15 protein-coding genes are annotated in these 13,857 nt (G+C 76.9%); 6 read left to right on the forward strand and 9 right to left on the reverse strand.

The window, feature by feature from the left end; genetic code table 11:
• Window positions 1–15: 15 nt before the first annotated feature.
• Window positions 16–753 carry an oxidoreductase gene (locus tag QSK03_RS27295; protein ID WP_285658642.1) on the reverse strand — a complete coding sequence of 246 codons (738 nt, stop codon included), beginning with the start codon at window positions 751–753 and terminating at the stop codon, window positions 16–18.
• A gap of 207 nt (window positions 754–960) precedes the next feature.
• Between QSK03_RS27295 and QSK03_RS27300 the strand changes: the two genes are divergently transcribed.
• The 4 genes from QSK03_RS27300 to QSK03_RS27315 all read left to right on the forward strand — a co-directional run bounded on the left by QSK03_RS27300 (window position 961) and on the right by QSK03_RS27315 (window position 3,689).
• A complete protein-coding gene (locus tag QSK03_RS27300) occupies window positions 961–1,614 on the forward strand; it encodes an acetate uptake transporter (protein WP_285658645.1) in 654 nt (217 codons plus the stop codon).
• 54 nt (window positions 1,615–1,668) lie between these two features.
• Complete coding sequence (arfB, locus tag QSK03_RS27305; protein ID WP_285658721.1) at window positions 1,669–2,079, forward strand: alternative ribosome rescue aminoacyl-tRNA hydrolase ArfB; 411 nt, start codon at window positions 1,669–1,671, stop codon at window positions 2,077–2,079.
• A gap of 183 nt (window positions 2,080–2,262) precedes the next feature.
• Window positions 2,263–2,742, forward strand: a complete 480-nt coding sequence (locus QSK03_RS27310) for a phage holin family protein (protein ID WP_285658648.1) — start codon at window positions 2,263–2,265, stop codon at window positions 2,740–2,742.
• Between the two features lie 29 nt (window positions 2,743–2,771).
• The gene (locus QSK03_RS27315) at window positions 2,772–3,689 is read left to right on the forward strand and encodes an alpha/beta fold hydrolase (RefSeq protein ID WP_285658650.1); all 918 of its coding nucleotides are present in this window, start codon (window positions 2,772–2,774) and stop codon (window positions 3,687–3,689) included.
• A gap of 86 nt (window positions 3,690–3,775) precedes the next feature.
• On the opposite strand, the gene QSK03_RS27320 is transcribed toward QSK03_RS27315, so the two are convergent.
• From QSK03_RS27320 to nth, 4 genes are read right to left on the reverse strand one after another with little or no spacing between them, the layout of a single operon-like run.
• Window positions 3,776–4,972: a MarP family serine protease gene (locus tag QSK03_RS27320; protein ID WP_285658652.1), complete on the reverse strand. Its 1,197-nt coding sequence runs from the start codon at window positions 4,970–4,972 to the stop codon at window positions 3,776–3,778.
• Entirely contained in the window at window positions 4,969–5,721 is a 753-nt protein-coding gene (locus tag QSK03_RS27325; RefSeq protein WP_285658654.1) for an NUDIX hydrolase, read from the reverse strand. The genes QSK03_RS27320 and QSK03_RS27325 overlap by 4 nt, the downstream gene beginning before the upstream one ends.
• Complete coding sequence (locus QSK03_RS27330) at window positions 5,718–6,371, reverse strand: TlpA family protein disulfide reductase (RefSeq protein WP_285658657.1); 654 nt, start codon at window positions 6,369–6,371, stop codon at window positions 5,718–5,720. The genes QSK03_RS27325 and QSK03_RS27330 overlap by 4 nt, the downstream gene beginning before the upstream one ends.
• Window positions 6,368–7,120 carry an endonuclease III gene (gene nth, locus QSK03_RS27335; RefSeq protein ID WP_285658659.1) on the reverse strand — a complete coding sequence of 251 codons (753 nt, stop codon included), beginning with the start codon at window positions 7,118–7,120 and terminating at the stop codon, window positions 6,368–6,370. The genes QSK03_RS27330 and nth overlap by 4 nt, the downstream gene beginning before the upstream one ends.
• A 142-nt stretch (window positions 7,121–7,262) precedes the next feature.
• Here nth and QSK03_RS27340 point away from each other — a divergent pair, with 142 nt between their 5' ends.
• Together QSK03_RS27340 and QSK03_RS27345 are read left to right on the forward strand one after the other, a co-directional pair.
• Window positions 7,263–7,517 carry a hypothetical protein gene (locus tag QSK03_RS27340; protein ID WP_285658661.1) on the forward strand — a complete coding sequence of 85 codons (255 nt, stop codon included), beginning with the start codon at window positions 7,263–7,265 and terminating at the stop codon, window positions 7,515–7,517.
• 256 nt (window positions 7,518–7,773) lie between these two features.
• Complete coding sequence (locus tag QSK03_RS27345) at window positions 7,774–8,448, forward strand: Crp/Fnr family transcriptional regulator (RefSeq protein WP_116708603.1); 675 nt, start codon at window positions 7,774–7,776, stop codon at window positions 8,446–8,448.
• Here QSK03_RS27345 and QSK03_RS27350 read toward each other — a convergent pair.
• The 4 genes from QSK03_RS27350 to QSK03_RS27365 all read right to left on the reverse strand — a co-directional run bounded on the left by QSK03_RS27350 (window position 8,445) and on the right by QSK03_RS27365 (window position 13,849).
• Entirely contained in the window at window positions 8,445–9,269 is an 825-nt protein-coding gene (locus QSK03_RS27350; RefSeq protein WP_285658666.1) for an MBL fold metallo-hydrolase, read from the reverse strand. The two genes, QSK03_RS27345 and QSK03_RS27350, sit on opposite strands and share 4 nt — an antisense overlap.
• Window positions 9,266–10,078 carry an NUDIX hydrolase gene (locus QSK03_RS27355; protein ID WP_285658668.1) on the reverse strand — a complete coding sequence of 271 codons (813 nt, stop codon included), beginning with the start codon at window positions 10,076–10,078 and terminating at the stop codon, window positions 9,266–9,268. The genes QSK03_RS27350 and QSK03_RS27355 overlap by 4 nt, the downstream gene beginning before the upstream one ends.
• 62 nt (window positions 10,079–10,140) lie before the next feature.
• Window positions 10,141–13,170, reverse strand: coding sequence for a hypothetical protein (locus tag QSK03_RS27360; RefSeq protein ID WP_285658670.1), 3,030 nt, complete (start codon window positions 13,168–13,170; stop codon window positions 10,141–10,143).
• A complete protein-coding gene (locus QSK03_RS27365; RefSeq protein WP_285658672.1) occupies window positions 13,163–13,849 on the reverse strand; it encodes a hypothetical protein in 687 nt (228 codons plus the stop codon). Before QSK03_RS27365 ends, QSK03_RS27360 begins: the two co-directional genes overlap by 8 nt.
• Between the last annotated feature and the right edge of the window lie 8 nt (window positions 13,850–13,857).

Genomic DNA, 13,857 nt, shown 5'->3' on the forward strand with positions numbered 1-13,857 from the left:
GCGAGCGAGGGCGCCTCAGCCTCCGGCGGCCTCCGCGATGCCGAGCCCCTCGCGCGCGCCGACCTGCCACGCCTGTGCCGAGTGCGCGAACCAGCGGGCGAGGCCGTCGGGCTCGCCGGTGCCGAACGCCGCCGCGGCCCCGCGGTACTCATCGGCGGCGCGGTAGTGGCCGACCTCGGGGACGGCGAGGCCGCGGGGATCCAGGCCGGTGCCGACCGCGGTCAGCCGTGCCGCGGCGCGGGCGACCACGCCGGTCGCCGTCGGGAACGGCGCGAGCGCCAGCAGCTCGCCGTGGACGACCGCGACGAGCACGGGCGCGGGTACGGAGGTGCCGCCGGTGACAAGCCCGGCGAGGGCGTCGAGGCGCTCTCCGACACCGGGGTCGCGGCGGGGGCGTCCGAGATCGTCGTCGGTCACGCCCGGCAGGTCCGCGGCGGCGAGCACGTGCAGCCGGGCGAGGGCCTGGCCGGGCGCGGAGCGCCAGGCGGACAGGAGCCCGCCGAGGGCCTCGGCGACGCGGAGGGAACCGGCCAGGACGGGGTCGGTGACGCGGCCCGAGGCCGGCAGCTCGGCGTCCCCGCCGTCGAGGCTCGCCGAGGCCCGCGCCGCGCGCACGGAGGCCTCGGCGGACGTGGCGGGCCAGCCGCGCCGGTTCGCGCGATGGTTGTGCACCCGCGTGAGCGCGTCGCGGACGGCGTCGGCGTCGTCGGCGACGCCGGGCAGGCGGGTCAGGGGCTCCAACGGGTCGGCCACGAGAGGTCATCGTCCCAGCCCCCGGGCGGAAGGCCCGCCAACGCCTCCGAACGGTCGTACGCAACCGGGCCATAGCTGGACCGATCAGGTCAATCATCCGTGCATGAACCATAGTCCGTTCCGGGAAGTGTGACCGGCACGTGATCCGCATCACGACCGGGTCCGTGCACCTCGGTGCCCGGCCCGCACCCATGGAGAGGAGCGAGCATGTCGAGCAGCACCGAAGTGCGCCGGGAGTCCGAGGAGACACGGGCCGAGGCACGTCCCGCGGAGCGCTCCGGCCCGAGCATCGCGGACCCCGGCCCCCTCGGGCTCGCGGCGTTCGCGCTCCCGACGTTCGTCCTCAGCCTGTTCAACGCGAAGATCGCCCCGGAGGCGCTGGAGTCGCTCGTCCTGCCGCTGACCCTGTTCTACGGCGGGCTCGCGCAGTTCCTCGCCGGGATGTGGGAGTTCCGCAAGGGCAACACCTTCGGCGCCACCGCCTTCGGCTCCTACGGGGCCTTCTGGTTGGCGTTCAGCGCCTACGTGCAGTTCGTCGAGCCCTCGCTCGAGGCCGGCGGCGCGAGCGAGGCGGATGTGAAGACGGCGACCGGCATCTTCCTGCTCGGCTGGGCCGTGTTCACCCTCTACATGCTCATCGCCTCGCTGCGCACGACCGGTGCGCTCGTCGGCGTCTTCGCCACGTTGTTCCTCACCTTCGCGCTCCTGGCCGTCGGCGACCTCACCGGCGCATCCGCCATCGCGACCGTCGGCGGTTTCGTCGGCATCCTGAGCGCGCTGATCGCGTGGTACACCTCCGCCGCCGGGGTCACCAACGACACCTGGGGCCGCACCGTGCTGCCGGTGGGTCCGCGCAGCTGAAACGGGCATCCTGGTCGGCGTGCAGCCGACGGTGACGACGTCGCGGGCGACCTCCTGGTCGCCCGCGACGTCGTCGTGCCCGCCGTCGATCTGCACTGGCGCTTCTCCCGGGCCGGCGGCCCCGGCGGGCAGGGCGTCAACACCACCGACTCGCGCGTCGAGCTCTCGGTGGACCTGCGCCGGGCCGCGCTGCCCGAGCACGTCCGCGCGCGGCTCCTCGAGCGGCTCGACGGCCGCCTGCACGACGGCGTGATCACCGTCGTCGCCGCCGACGACCGCTCCCAACGACGCAACCGCCGCGCCGCGCGGGAGCGTCTGTCCGTGCTGCTCCGCGACGCGCTGGCTCCGGACCCGCCCGCGCGCCGCGCCACCGGGCCGTCCCGGGGCGCGCGCCGGCGCCGCCTGGAGGCCAAGCGCCGGCAGGGCGCCGTGAAGGCGCTGCGGCGTCGCCCCGCCGCCGAGTGACGCCGGCGACGCCCCCGGACGGGGGAACGCCCGGAGTACGTCGACGGGTGACGGGGAAAGCCGGTCGCGATCAGCAGGCGACGCGCCGTGCCGCGCGGCGTACCGCCGATGACGTGGCACGATGACCGACCTCACCACCGCTCGCCCAGCCCGACCGAGCGGCCGACCTCGCCAGGAGCGCCCGTGACCCGCCCCGAGCAGCCCGCCAGCGGCTCGTCCACCCCGCCGGTCGTGCCCTCGATCCCCCTCAACGCCGAGCCGGTGCGCCAGGAGGGCGACGCCTCCGTCGGCTCGCTCGTCAAGGAGGTCACCACCCACGTCTCGACCCTGGTCCGGGCCGAGGTGGAGCTCGCGAAGACCGAGATCACCGCGGAGGTGAAGAAGGGGGTGCAGGGCAGTGTCTTCTTCGTCGTCGCCGGCGTCGTGGCGCTGTTCAGCCTGTTCTTCTTCTTCATCGCCGTGTCCGAGGCCTTCAACCTCATCTGGCCGAGCCAGCAGTGGGCGGGCTACGCGGTGACGTTCGGACTCATGATCCTCTTCGCGGGACTCATGGGGCTGCTCGGTTACCTCAAGGTCCGCAAGATCAAGGCGCCGGAGCGGACCATCGAGTCCGCCAAGGAGTCGGTGGCGGTCTTCAGCCGCGGCCGCTCCGACGCCGCCTGAGCCCCCGGCCGAGCACCACCCCGGGCGCCATGACCTCCGGGTCGCCCGTCGACATCCCGGGGCCGTGGACCCATCGCACGGTCTCGGCCAACGGCATCCAGCTGCACGTGGCCGAGGCCGGCCCGGAGTCCGGACCCCTGGTGCTGCTGCTGCACGGCTTCCCCGGGTTCTGGTGGGCCTGGCGCCACCAGCTGCCGGCCCTCGCCGCGGCCGGCTACCGCGTGGCCGCCGCCGACCTGCGCGGCTACGGCGACTCGGACCGTCCTCCCCGCGGCTACGACCTCTGGACCCTGGCGGGCGACGCCGCGGGCCTCGTGCGCTCGCTGGGGGCCCGGGAGGCGGCCGTCGTCGGCGCGGGCTGGGGCGGCGCGGTCGCCTGGACGCTCGCCACGTTGCGTCCCGGCGTGGTGTCGCGCCTCGGCGTCCTCGCGGCTCCCCATCCGCGCACGGCGCGCGACGCCGTCCGTCGCCGGCCGTGGGGTGCGGCGGTGCGTCTCGCGGCCTCGGTGCAGCCACCCCGGCTCCCGGAGCGGCGCCTCCGGCGTGACGACGGTGCCTGGGTGGCCGAGCTGCTGCGCACCGGCTCGGGCGCCGGGTGGGTCGACGCGCCCGAGTTCGCCGAGGTCGCCGATCACCACCGCGCCGCGATGCTGCTGCCGCGCGTGCCGCACACCGCGGTCGAGGGCTTCCGCTGGTGCGTGCGCTCGCAGTTCCGGCCGGACGGGGCGCGCTACGCGGCCGCGATGGCCCGGCGCGTGACCGTCCCCGTGCTCCAGGTCCACGGCGAGGCCGACCCGTGGGTGTCCGACCGCATGGCCCGCGCGTCGGCGCGCTGGTGCGACGCCGGGCACGACCACCGCACGCTCGACGGAGTCGGGCACTTCCCGCACCAGGAAGCGCCGCAGCACGTCACCGACGCCTTGCTGGACTTCCTCGACGGCTCCTGACCGGCGTGTCGCCGCGGCGAGGATGTGGCGATCCTGGCGTCACGCGCCAGGAAAGCCGCATTGCTCGTACACCCCGGACGACGCCGCTAGGCCGCGCAGGAGCCGGTGCTGACGCGGCCGGTGGCGTTCGGGGCGGCGTCGAGGGCCGGTTTGACCTGGTCGGCGGTGAGGACGAAGCCCGTGTCGCCCTGGTCGACCGCGGCACCGAAGACGACGCCGATCACGCGGCCCTGGGGGTCGACGAGCGGGCCGCCCGAGTTCCCGGACCGCACCTGCCCGCGGATCGTGTAGACGTCGCGGGTGACGGTCTCGCTCTCGTAGATGTTCGGCCCGCGCAGCTGGATGCGCTGGCGCACCTTCGCCGGCGAGGACGAGAACGGGCCGTCGAGGGGGTAGCCCAGCGCGACCGCGTTGTCGCCGGTGTCGGCGCCGCTGAAGTCGAACGGCAGCGCGTCGGTGTCGAGCCCGGGCACCGCGAGCACGGCGACGTCGACCTCGTCGTCGTAGTACACGACGCGGGCCGAGCGGGTGCGGCTGTCGCCGTCGGAGGTCGGGACCTCCACCGACACCTCGTCGGTGCCGGCCACGACGTGCGCGTTGGTCATCACCCGGTCCTCGCCGATGACGAAGCCGGTGCCCTCGAGCGCGCGCTGGCACGACGGCGCGCGACCGCGGACCTTGAGCACGCTGGCCCGCGCCTGCTGGACGACCGGGTCCTCGACGAGCGCCTGCTCCGGCGGTGGGACCTCGGCGATCGGGGTGGACGAGAACGGGCTCAGCACGTCCGGGAAGCCCGAGGCGTCGAACAGCGCCCGCAGCTCCGAGGGCAGCTGGCGCACCGGGTCGGGCATCACCGAGTCGACGCCGGCGAGCACACGGGAGTCGCGCAGTGAGGACGCCAGTGCGGTCTGCGAGGAGCCGGCCAGCGGCAGCGCGATGAGCCAGGCGACGATCAGCGCCGTGATGGCCTGCAGGATCGAGCCGAAGAAGGAGTCCACGGTGCGCACCGCGGGCAGGCGCATCCGGTCGCGCAGCGACCGCCCGAGGTAGACCCCGAGCGTCTCGCCGAGCGCGACGAGCGCGACCACGAGCAGGACGCTGACCACGATCTTCGACGTCGTGCCCTCGAAGGTGTCGACCAGCGCCGGCGCGATCTTCAGACCGAGCAGCGCTCCGCCGAGGACGCCGAGGAAGCTCAGCGCCGCCACGGCGAGGCCGTGGCGCCAGCCCGAGATGCCCGCGGCGATCGCGAGCAGCACGACGACGATGTCCACCCAGCTCACCGGACCGGACCTCCTTCGGCGGCCGCATCGGGCCGGCTCGGCGCGGGCTGCGCAGTACTCAGGTCGTGCCGCTGCGCCCACACCTCGTCGAGGTCACGCACGTCGGAACCGTCCCAGGGTCTCGCCCACCCGCCCAGGGTGAGCATCCAGTCCACCAGACCCGCCGTGAAGCCCCAGACGAGCAGTCCCCCTGCGGCGAACGCGGGACCCACGTACCCGGAGGGCCCGGCGACGCGGAACCGCGCCGCGGGGTCGGCGAGCGCGGCCAGGGGCACGCGCAGCACCGCGGCGGTCTCGCCGGGGTCGACGACGCCGACCGGCGACGGCCGTGCCCAGTGGGCGAGCACCGGCGTCACGGCGAACCCGGTGACCGGGATCGTCAGCGGCGGCAGCGTGAGGAGGGGGACGACGCCCGCGGGCTCGAGGCCGGTCTCCTCGCGGGCCTCGCGCAGCGCGGCCGCGACCGGTCCCGCGTCCCCGGGGTCGATCGAGCCGCCGGGGAACGCCGCCTGGCCCGCGTGCGCGCGCATCTCCGCGGCCCGCTCGGTGAGCAGCAGCTCCGGCCCGGTGCCGTCGCCCCGCTCGTCGGCGAAGAGCATGAGCACCGCGGCGCGGCGGCCGTTCGACGTCGTCACCCGCCGGCGGAAGGGGACGTCGTCGGGCCCGAGGTGCCGGCAGGCCTCCACGAGGGGCCCGAGCCATGCCGGCGCGGCCCCGGGGCGCAGGTCGGCGGTGTCGTCGGCGGTCACCCGGTGCCCCCGCGGGCGGCGTCGACGGCGGCGCGGACCTGGTCGGGGGTGCGCAGCACCTGCGGCGGGATGTCGACGACGCTGCCGTCGGCGCGGACCAGCACGCTGACCGGCAGCACCGGCGGCGCGCCGAGCTTCGGCGCGACGACCTGCGCCGGGTCGCTCACCGACGGGTAGCGGGCGCCGAGGCTCTGCATCAGCCCGAGGGCGGCCGTCGCGCGGTCGCCGGCGTCGACGCCCAGCACCGCCGCGGCCCCCGGCTGCGCGGCGTACGCGGCGAGCGCGGGCACCTCGTCGCGGCACGGCGCGCACCAGGAGGCCCAGAAGTTGACGACGGTGTCGCGACCGGCGAGGGCGGTGGCCAGGTCGACCGGCCCGGGGGCGCCCAGGCACTCGAGCGTCACCCCGGCCAGCGGGGCGACCGGCGCGGCGCCGGGCACGGACGCCGGGCAGGACGCGAGCCCGGCCGATTCCCGCGCGGCGGCGAGGGCGGCCGGGTCGTCGGGACCCGGGACGGGGGCGGCCGGCTGGAGGACCGCCGAGGGATCCGTGGCGGGCGCGGACCCGGTGTCTCGCGGCCAGAGGGCGATCACCCCGACGACGGCCAGCACGAGGACCACGAGGGTGGCCCGGACCTCGGCGCGCGTCACCGCTCGAGGCCGACGAGGGCGAGCAGGTGCGCCGCGTCCGGCCCCTTGATCAGCTTGGCGGCCTTGACCGGGTCCTGCTGGCCGGTACCCGACGACGGGCAGTCGCGGCGCAGGGAGCACGCGCCGCACGCGGGCGTCTTGGCGTGGCAGACGCGGCGGCCGTGGAAGATCAGCCGGTGGGAGAGCATCGTCCAGTCCTTGCGCGGGATGAGCTCGCCCACCTCCTTCTCCACCTGCACCGGGTCCTCGGACTCCGTCCACGCGAAGCGGCGCGCCAGGCGCCCGAAGTGCGTGTCGACCGTGATCCCCGGGACGCCGAAGGCGTTGCCCAGGACGACGTTGGCGGTCTTGCGCCCGACCCCCGGCAACGTCACGAGGTCCTCGAGCCGTCCGGGGACGACGCCGCCGAACCGGTCGACGAGCGCCGCGCCGAGCTTCGTGACCGACTCGGCCTTCGCGCGGTAGAAGCCGGTCGGGCGCAGGATCTCCTCGAGCTCGACACGGTCGGACCCGGCGAACGCGGCGGGGTCGGGGTAGCGGGCGAACAGGCCCGGGGTCACGCGGTTGACCGTGACGTCGGTGGTCTGCGCGGAGAGCACCGTGGCGACCAGCAACTCGAACGGGGACGTGAAGTCCAGCTCGCAGTGCGCGTCCGGGTGGGCGACCGCGAGCTCGCGGTCCATCCGTCGCGCCCGCCGCACGAGCGCGAGACGACTCTCCTCGCCGGTGGCGCGCGCAGCCCTGCTCACCCACCCAGGGTAGGACCCGACCCCGCGGGCGCCCGGCGCCCCTCGACGGGCCACCCGGACACCGAGCGTCGGGAGGTGACGACACGCCGCAGACGACCCCGATGGCGCAGCGCCCGGGGCGGTGCGCGACGATGCGTGCACCATGACCGCCTGGCTCGCCATCCTGATCCCGCTGCTGGTGATGGTCTTCGCGCTCGGCATGGAGCGCCTGGAGACCCGCCTGCGGTCCGGCACGGTGCGCGAGGACGAGGTCGAGGACTTCCTCGAGCGGGCTCGTCCGGACGAGGTGAAGGCCTTGTTCCGGCAGGGGATCGGCGGCGCGCTCCAGTTGTTCCGGCTCCGGAATCTCGGCAAGCGGGGCGGCCTGTCCGCGCGGCGGACCAAGGAACGAGCCTGACGCTCACGCACGGCAGCGACGCCTGGGGATCTCGAGGTCTATGATGGTCCGATCGGGCGATGGCTTGCCTCGAACAGGCCGGAGGCGCCCCGATGCGGTGAGTTCCGTGGGCCTGGCGTGGCGTGATCATGGGTAGAGACGTGACTATGCTGCGGCGCACGTGACTGGTGACACAGCAAGTAGCACAAGGGTGCGGACGCGGGCCGGTGGCCCGACGCCCGTGCGCGGTTGAGTGAGAGTGGGCGAGGAGCGGACGGTGGACGAGGTACTGGCGCGGGCCGGCATCTTCCAGGGGGTGGACCCCGCCGCGATCGAGGTGCTCACCGAGTCCCTCGAGCGCGTGGAGTTCCCCCGCGGGACGGTGATCTTCAACGAGGGCGAGCCCGGCGACCGGCTCTACATCGTCTCGACCGGCAAGGTGAAGATCGGTCGGCGGTCCCCGGACGGTCGCGAGAACCTGCTCTCGATCTTCGGCCCGTCCGACATGTTCGGCGAGCTCTCGATCTTCGACCCGGGCCCGCGGACCTCGACCGCCACGACGGTCACCGACGTGCGCGCCTACACGATGGACCGCAACGCGCTCCGCGAGTGGATCGCTCAGCGTCCGGAGATCGCCGAGCAGCTGCTGCGCGTCGTCGCGCGTCGGCTGCGCCGCACGAACAACCTGCTCGCGGACCTCATCTTCACCGACGTCCCCGGCCGCGTCGCGAAGGCGCTGCTGCAGCTCGCGCAGCGCTTCGGGTCCCAGGAGGCGGGCCTCCTGCGCGTCACGCACGACCTGACGCAGGAGGAGATCGCCCAGCTCGTCGGCGCCTCCCGGGAGACGGTCAACAAGGCCCTCGCCGACTTCGCCGCCCGCGGCTGGCTGCGCCTCGAGGGCAAGAGCGTCCTGATCCTCGAGCCGGACCGCCTCGCGAGGAGGGCCCGCTAGCCGTCGACGCGGCGCAGGTGCTCCAGCTGGGCGGCCACCGACTGGTCGGCCGCCGGCCAGAGCTGCTCGTCGACGTCCGCGTAGACGATCTCCACGACCTGCCGCGGTGACGGGTCGGGCCCGAGCTCGCCCAGCGCGGCCCGGACCTGGTCGAGGCGCTGCTCGCGGTGGCGCAGGTAGTACTCGGCGGTCTCGCGCGCATCCGGCAGGTCCGGCCCGTGACCGGGCAGCAGCGTCGTCCCGGCAGGCAGCTCCGCGAGCCCGCGCAGGGAGTCCAGGTAGTCGGTCAACGCCCCCGGATAGTCCCCGAGGACCGTCGTCCCGTAGCCCAGCACGGTGTCGCCGGTGAGGACGCTGCCGTCGTCGTCGACGACGAGGCAGAGCGAGTCGTCGGTGTGGCCCGGGGTGACGAGGACCCGCAGGTCGAGTCCCGCCACCCCCAGGCGCTCCCCGGCGCCGAGGCCCTCCGCCCCGAGCGTCAGCGTGGGGTCCAGGGCCCGCACGGGTGCCCCGACGCGCTCGGCAAACGTCCGGGCCGCCTCGGTGTGGTCGAGGTGCCGGTGGGTCAGCAGCACGAGCTCGACGGGACCGCACGCCGCGAGGCGGTCGAGGTGCGTGGGGTCCTCCGGGCCCGGGTCGACGACGACGCAGCCGGTCTGGCCGGGCGCGCGCAGGATCCATGTGTTCGTGCCGTCGAGCGTCATCGGCGACGGGTTCTCGGCGAGCACCACGGACGCCGCGGCGGTGACCGGACGCAGCTGCTCGTAGGCGGGGTGCGCCGGGGTGCCGTGCGGCGACGCCGGGAACACGCGCCCGCTCACCGGGCGGCGCCCAGCGCGTGCGGGGGCACCGCGAGGCGCACCCGGTCGCCCTGCGGCCGGAAGGACGGCGTCACCGGCTCGGGGCGGCGCTGCGCCGCGGCCGCCAGGAGCGTCGCCGTGTCCCCCGCGCCGCTGAGCTCGGTGAGCACCGCCCACGTGGGCGGCATGAGCGCCCGCCGGCCGTCCTCCCACTCACGCAGCGCCCGCCGCGGCGAGCACCAGGCCGCCGCCACGGCCTCGCTGGTCGCGCCGTCGGGCTCCTGCCCCGCGGGCACGGCGGCGACGAAGAACGCCGTGTCGTAGCTGCGCGGCGCGGTCTCCGGGGCGATCCAGCGTGCCCACGGACGCAGCCGCTCGGCCTCGATCCGTGCGGCCACGTCCCGCAGCGCGATCTCCCGGGACGTGAGCCGCTCCCGCGCGCCCGCGAGCGGGCGCGTCGCCGCGAGCAGGACCCCGGTCTCCTCGAAGGTCTCCCTGACCGCACAGGCGAGCAGGGCGGCCGCGTCCGCGGGCGCCGTGCCCCAGCTGCGAGCCGCGTCCGCGGCGGTCGCCTCGTCCACCAGGCCCTCGGCGAGGGCCTCGCGGTCCGTCGCGTCGAGACCCCCGCCCGGGAACACCGTCATCCCACCGGCGAAGGCCATCGCGGTGGTCCGCTCCAGGACGAACACCTCGAGACCCTCGGCGCCGTCCCGGACGAGGATCACCGACGTCGCGAGCCGCGGCTCACCGGGCGGACCGCTGCCGAGCCGGTCGAACGCGGGCCGGTCCATCCCGAACCGCGGGGGCAGGTCGACGAGATCGGTGCTCACCCGCGAGACCCTAGGCGCGACGCAGGAGCGGTGCCGGGCCGTCTCCTCGCCGCCCGGACGCCTCACGCGGAGGGCGGTGGCCCGTCCTCGTCGTCGTGATCCCGCCGCCGCGGCAGGCCGTGCCCGTTGACGGGCCCGTGGTGGCCGTTGGCGCCGGTGCCGTTGGTGCCGGCGGGCCCGGGGGGCGGACCGGCTGGGTGGCCGGGGCCCGGCGGCGGTCCGGTCGGGCGCGGACGCGGTGCCGTGGTGTCCTCGGAACCGGGCGGGGGCTGGTTCGGGGGCTGGTTCGGGGCCTGCGGCGGCCGGCCCTGCTGACCCGGGTGGCCGAGCAGCGGGTCGGGCGCGTCGGCCTCGAGACGCTCCCGCGAGGCCAGCTCCTCGTGCAGCCGCGCCAGCAGCTCGCGCTCGCGCTCGGAGAGCTGGGAGTCGAAGGTGTCCGGGCCCGAGCTCGACGCCGCGGGTCGCGGCGGCGGACCCGGCTCCGGGGTGGCCCCGGGCCGCGGCATCGGCCCGGTGGCCGGCTCGCGCGATCCGCCCGGGTCCTCCGCACCGTGGTGGTGGCCGTTGGTCCGCGGCGGGATCGGCGGGGGCGTCGGTGCCGGCCCGGGGCCGGCCCCGGGGCCCGGCTCGACCGGCATCGCGAGCTCGCCCGTCTCGTTCCGGCTGTGCCGCGAGCGCCGGCCGCCGCCGGCCGCGGGCGGCTCCTCCGCCCGGACCGCGGGCATGTCGCCGGTCGCGGCATCCGGGTCGACCGGACCCGGGGCGTCCGCCGGGGACGCGAAGGGGGCGTCCGGGACGGCCGTCGTGGCCGGCTCGTCCGCACCCGGGCCGAAGGTCGGTGCGACCGGGCCCTCGCTCCACGCCGAGATCGGGTGCTGGTCGGAGAGGATCTCGTCCGGGGGCGGGGTGCGCCACAGCGCGGCGATGCGCTCGGCGGTCTGGCCGGGGTCGAGGTCGAGGGGCGCGGGTTCCTCGGGCGCGACGGTCTCGAGCTCGTCCGGCAGCGGGTCCGACGACGTCGGGGGCGTCGGCGGGGAGGCCGGCCCGGCGGGTGACCCGGCCGCGACGTCGGCGTCGGGGACGTCGGGTTCGTCCTCACGCCGCGCCCGACGCCCGGTGGTCTCCTCGGCCGGCCCCTCCGGACCGGGCGACCCGGAACGCGGTGAGGTCGACTCGCCGCGGCCGACGGGTGACGTCGGTCCGGCCGGCGCGGACGGCGACCAGAGGGACGACCCGCCCGCGTCGCGCGGCGCGCGGTCGACGCGCTCGATGCGGTCGGCGCGTGAGGCGCGGGCCGCCCGCGCCGCCGCCTCCCCGGGGGCGGGGCGCACCGGCGCCGTGAGCTCCTCGTCGTCCTCGGCGGTCTCGACCCGCCCGGTCCGCTCCAGCGGGTCCCGCCCGGCCTCGGCCACGGTGCGGTACTGGTCGTCGCCGGCGGCCGGGTCCCGCTCGGCGGGGGCGGGCTCGTCGGCAGGTGCGTCGGCGGTCCCGGCCGCGGCGTCGAGCCCGGCGGACGGGGTCGGCACGCCGAAGGGCGGCACCTCGTCCCCGCCACGGCGGGGCCACGACGGCGCGGGCTCCGGCGCTGCGCCGGCGCGGGTGCCGGGCGCCGACGGCCCGCCGATCAGCGGCGCCGTCTCCTCGGCCGGGCTGGGCGCGGTGCCCAGCGGCCGGGCCGCCCGGACCGCGGCACGGTGGTAGGCCGGGAGCTCCGCCCCGGCCGCGAACACCTCGACCGACACGGCGCCCAGCTCCCGGGCGGCGTGCGCCACGTGGTGGGCGACGTGCTCGCAGTCGTCGGCGGAGCGGGTCTCGACCAGCACGACCCGGTGCGGCACCGGGCCGGGCGCGGACCCGGCCGGCGTGGTCCGCCAGCTCTGGCGCACGCGGTGCACGCCCGGCAGCCGGGCGGCCGCGCGGGCGACGACCTCGCCCGCCCCGCCGGACGCCGCGCCCGCGGTCGGGGGGTCGGCGGTGAAGCGGTGGTCCTCGCGGCGGTCGGCCTCCGGGTCGCGGGGCAGCACGTCGATCAGTTCCGGGTCGACGCGTGAGGCGGCGAACCAGCGGCCCAGCACCGCGTGCTCCCGGGCGGTCACGCCGGCCCCGGCCGCCAGCAGGCAGCCGCCGAGCAGCTCCGCCGCGGCCGCGTCGTCCTCGACCGCGACCAGCTCGCGCACCGACGTCAGGGCGTCGTCGTCGATCCGCCCCGCCAGCGAGAGCAGCACTTCGTGCCGCCCGCCCGCGTCGGGGCGAGGGGGCGGCGGTGTGCCGGGACGCGAGTCGTCGCCGCCGCGCGCCGCGGGGGCACCGGACCGGCGCTCCGGCGGGCGGCCGTGCGCGTCCCGCGCCGCGGGCGTCGCCGGGCCGTCGACGACGTCGCCGGCCTCGTCGTCGGCCTCGTCGTCGGGCTCCCCGTCGTCGGAGCCCGGGTCGTCGGTCGCCTCGTCCCGCGAGGACCGGTCCCACGACAGCACCGGGCGTTCCTCGTCGTCGGCGCGGGGCACCGACAGGTCCGGGTCGTCGCTCGCCGCACCACCGGGACGCAGGAGATCCGCCGGGTCCGAGTCGAGGTCGAGGTGGAGGTCGAGCCGCTCCGCGGGCGCCGCCGCGGTGCCGTCGACGTCGACGGCCTCCGGCACGGCCGGCTCCAGGGCACGCTCCACCGGAGCCGGGTCCACGGACACCGGCTGCTCGGGGTCGTCGGACGGGCTCGCGGACACCGCCGCCATCGGCGCGGCGTCGCCGCCGGTCGGCACGTCGACCGACCCGCCCGCCGCGCGCAGGCGCCGGCGCTCGGCGACCCGGCGCCAGGCGGCGAGCGCGACGGGGTCGCGGTCGGGGCGCTCACCGGCGGTGGCGCGGTCGCCGCGGACCGACCACGGCGGGAGGTTCGCGATGTCGCCGGCGCCGCCGGCGAGCCCCGCGAGGTCGGCCTCCAGGTTCTCGAACCCGACGCGTCCGAGGCGGCGGGCGAGCCCGGGCGTGACGTCCTCGGTGAGGTCCGCCAGGGCGGGCAGCTCCGGCTCGCGCGGGAGCCCGAGCGGCCCCACGGCGCCGGGCCGCTCCTCGCCGGTCATGTCCCGCTCAGCCATGGCCCACCAGCTCCCCGGTCCGGTCGCCGACCGGCGGCGGCGTCGTGCGGCCGGCGTCGGCGCGCCAGAGCACCTCGGCGGACGCCAGGGCGGCGCGGTGGTAGGCCGTCGGGGCCGCCGACGGCCCGAGGACCTCCACGCACGGGTCGCTCTCGCCACGGGCCCGCAGGGCGCGCTGCACCGCACCGGCCAGCGCCGCCTCGCCGCCCCGCGTCGACCCGTCGGCCGCGACGAGCACGACGCGGGCGGGCGCGCCCGACGTCGTCCGCCAGGCGCGGCGCACCGCCGTCACACCCCCGGCGACGGGGGCGAGGGCGCGCAGCACGAGGTCGGTGTCGTCCCACCCGGGCCCGCCGGCGCCCGCGAACGTCACGCCGGTGTCGGGCGCGGCGTCGACGTGCAGCACCGCGTCGACCAGCCGGGCCGGTCCGGCCCAGGCGAGCACCACGGTCCGCAGGCGCGCCCGCTCGTCCTCGGTGATCCCCACGCGGTGCCGCAGGAGGGCGCGCGGCAGCGCGGTGCGCAGCGCGACGTGCGCACCGCTGGACAGCCAGTCGCGCAGCCGCCAGAGCAGGCGGTCCGGCAGCCGGCCCGGCATCGCCAGCAGGACGTCGTGGCACGCCCGCTCGGCCTCGCTCGACGACGCGGTCGGAGACCCGGCCCCGGTCTTCGTTTCCACCTGCTGCG

It is taken from the genome of Actinomycetospora sp. NBRC 106375, from assembly GCF_030269665.1.
GTDB lineage: Bacteria > Actinomycetota > Actinomycetes > Mycobacteriales > Pseudonocardiaceae > Actinomycetospora.

What these genes read in the sequence shown, in the direction of transcription:
- QSK03_RS27340 (WP_285658661.1), top strand. Translation starts at nt 7,263, where the DNA reads ATGACCGCCTGGCTCGCCATCCTGATCCCGCTGCTGGTGATGGTCTTC.
- QSK03_RS27360 (WP_285658670.1), bottom strand. Translation starts at nt 13,170, where the DNA reads ATGGCTGAGCGGGACATGACCGGCGAGGAGCGGCCCGGCGCCGTGGGG.
- QSK03_RS27315 (WP_285658650.1), top strand. Translation starts at nt 2,772, where the DNA reads ATGACCTCCGGGTCGCCCGTCGACATCCCGGGGCCGTGGACCCATCGC.
- QSK03_RS27300 (WP_285658645.1), top strand. Translation starts at nt 961, where the DNA reads ATGTCGAGCAGCACCGAAGTGCGCCGGGAGTCCGAGGAGACACGGGCC.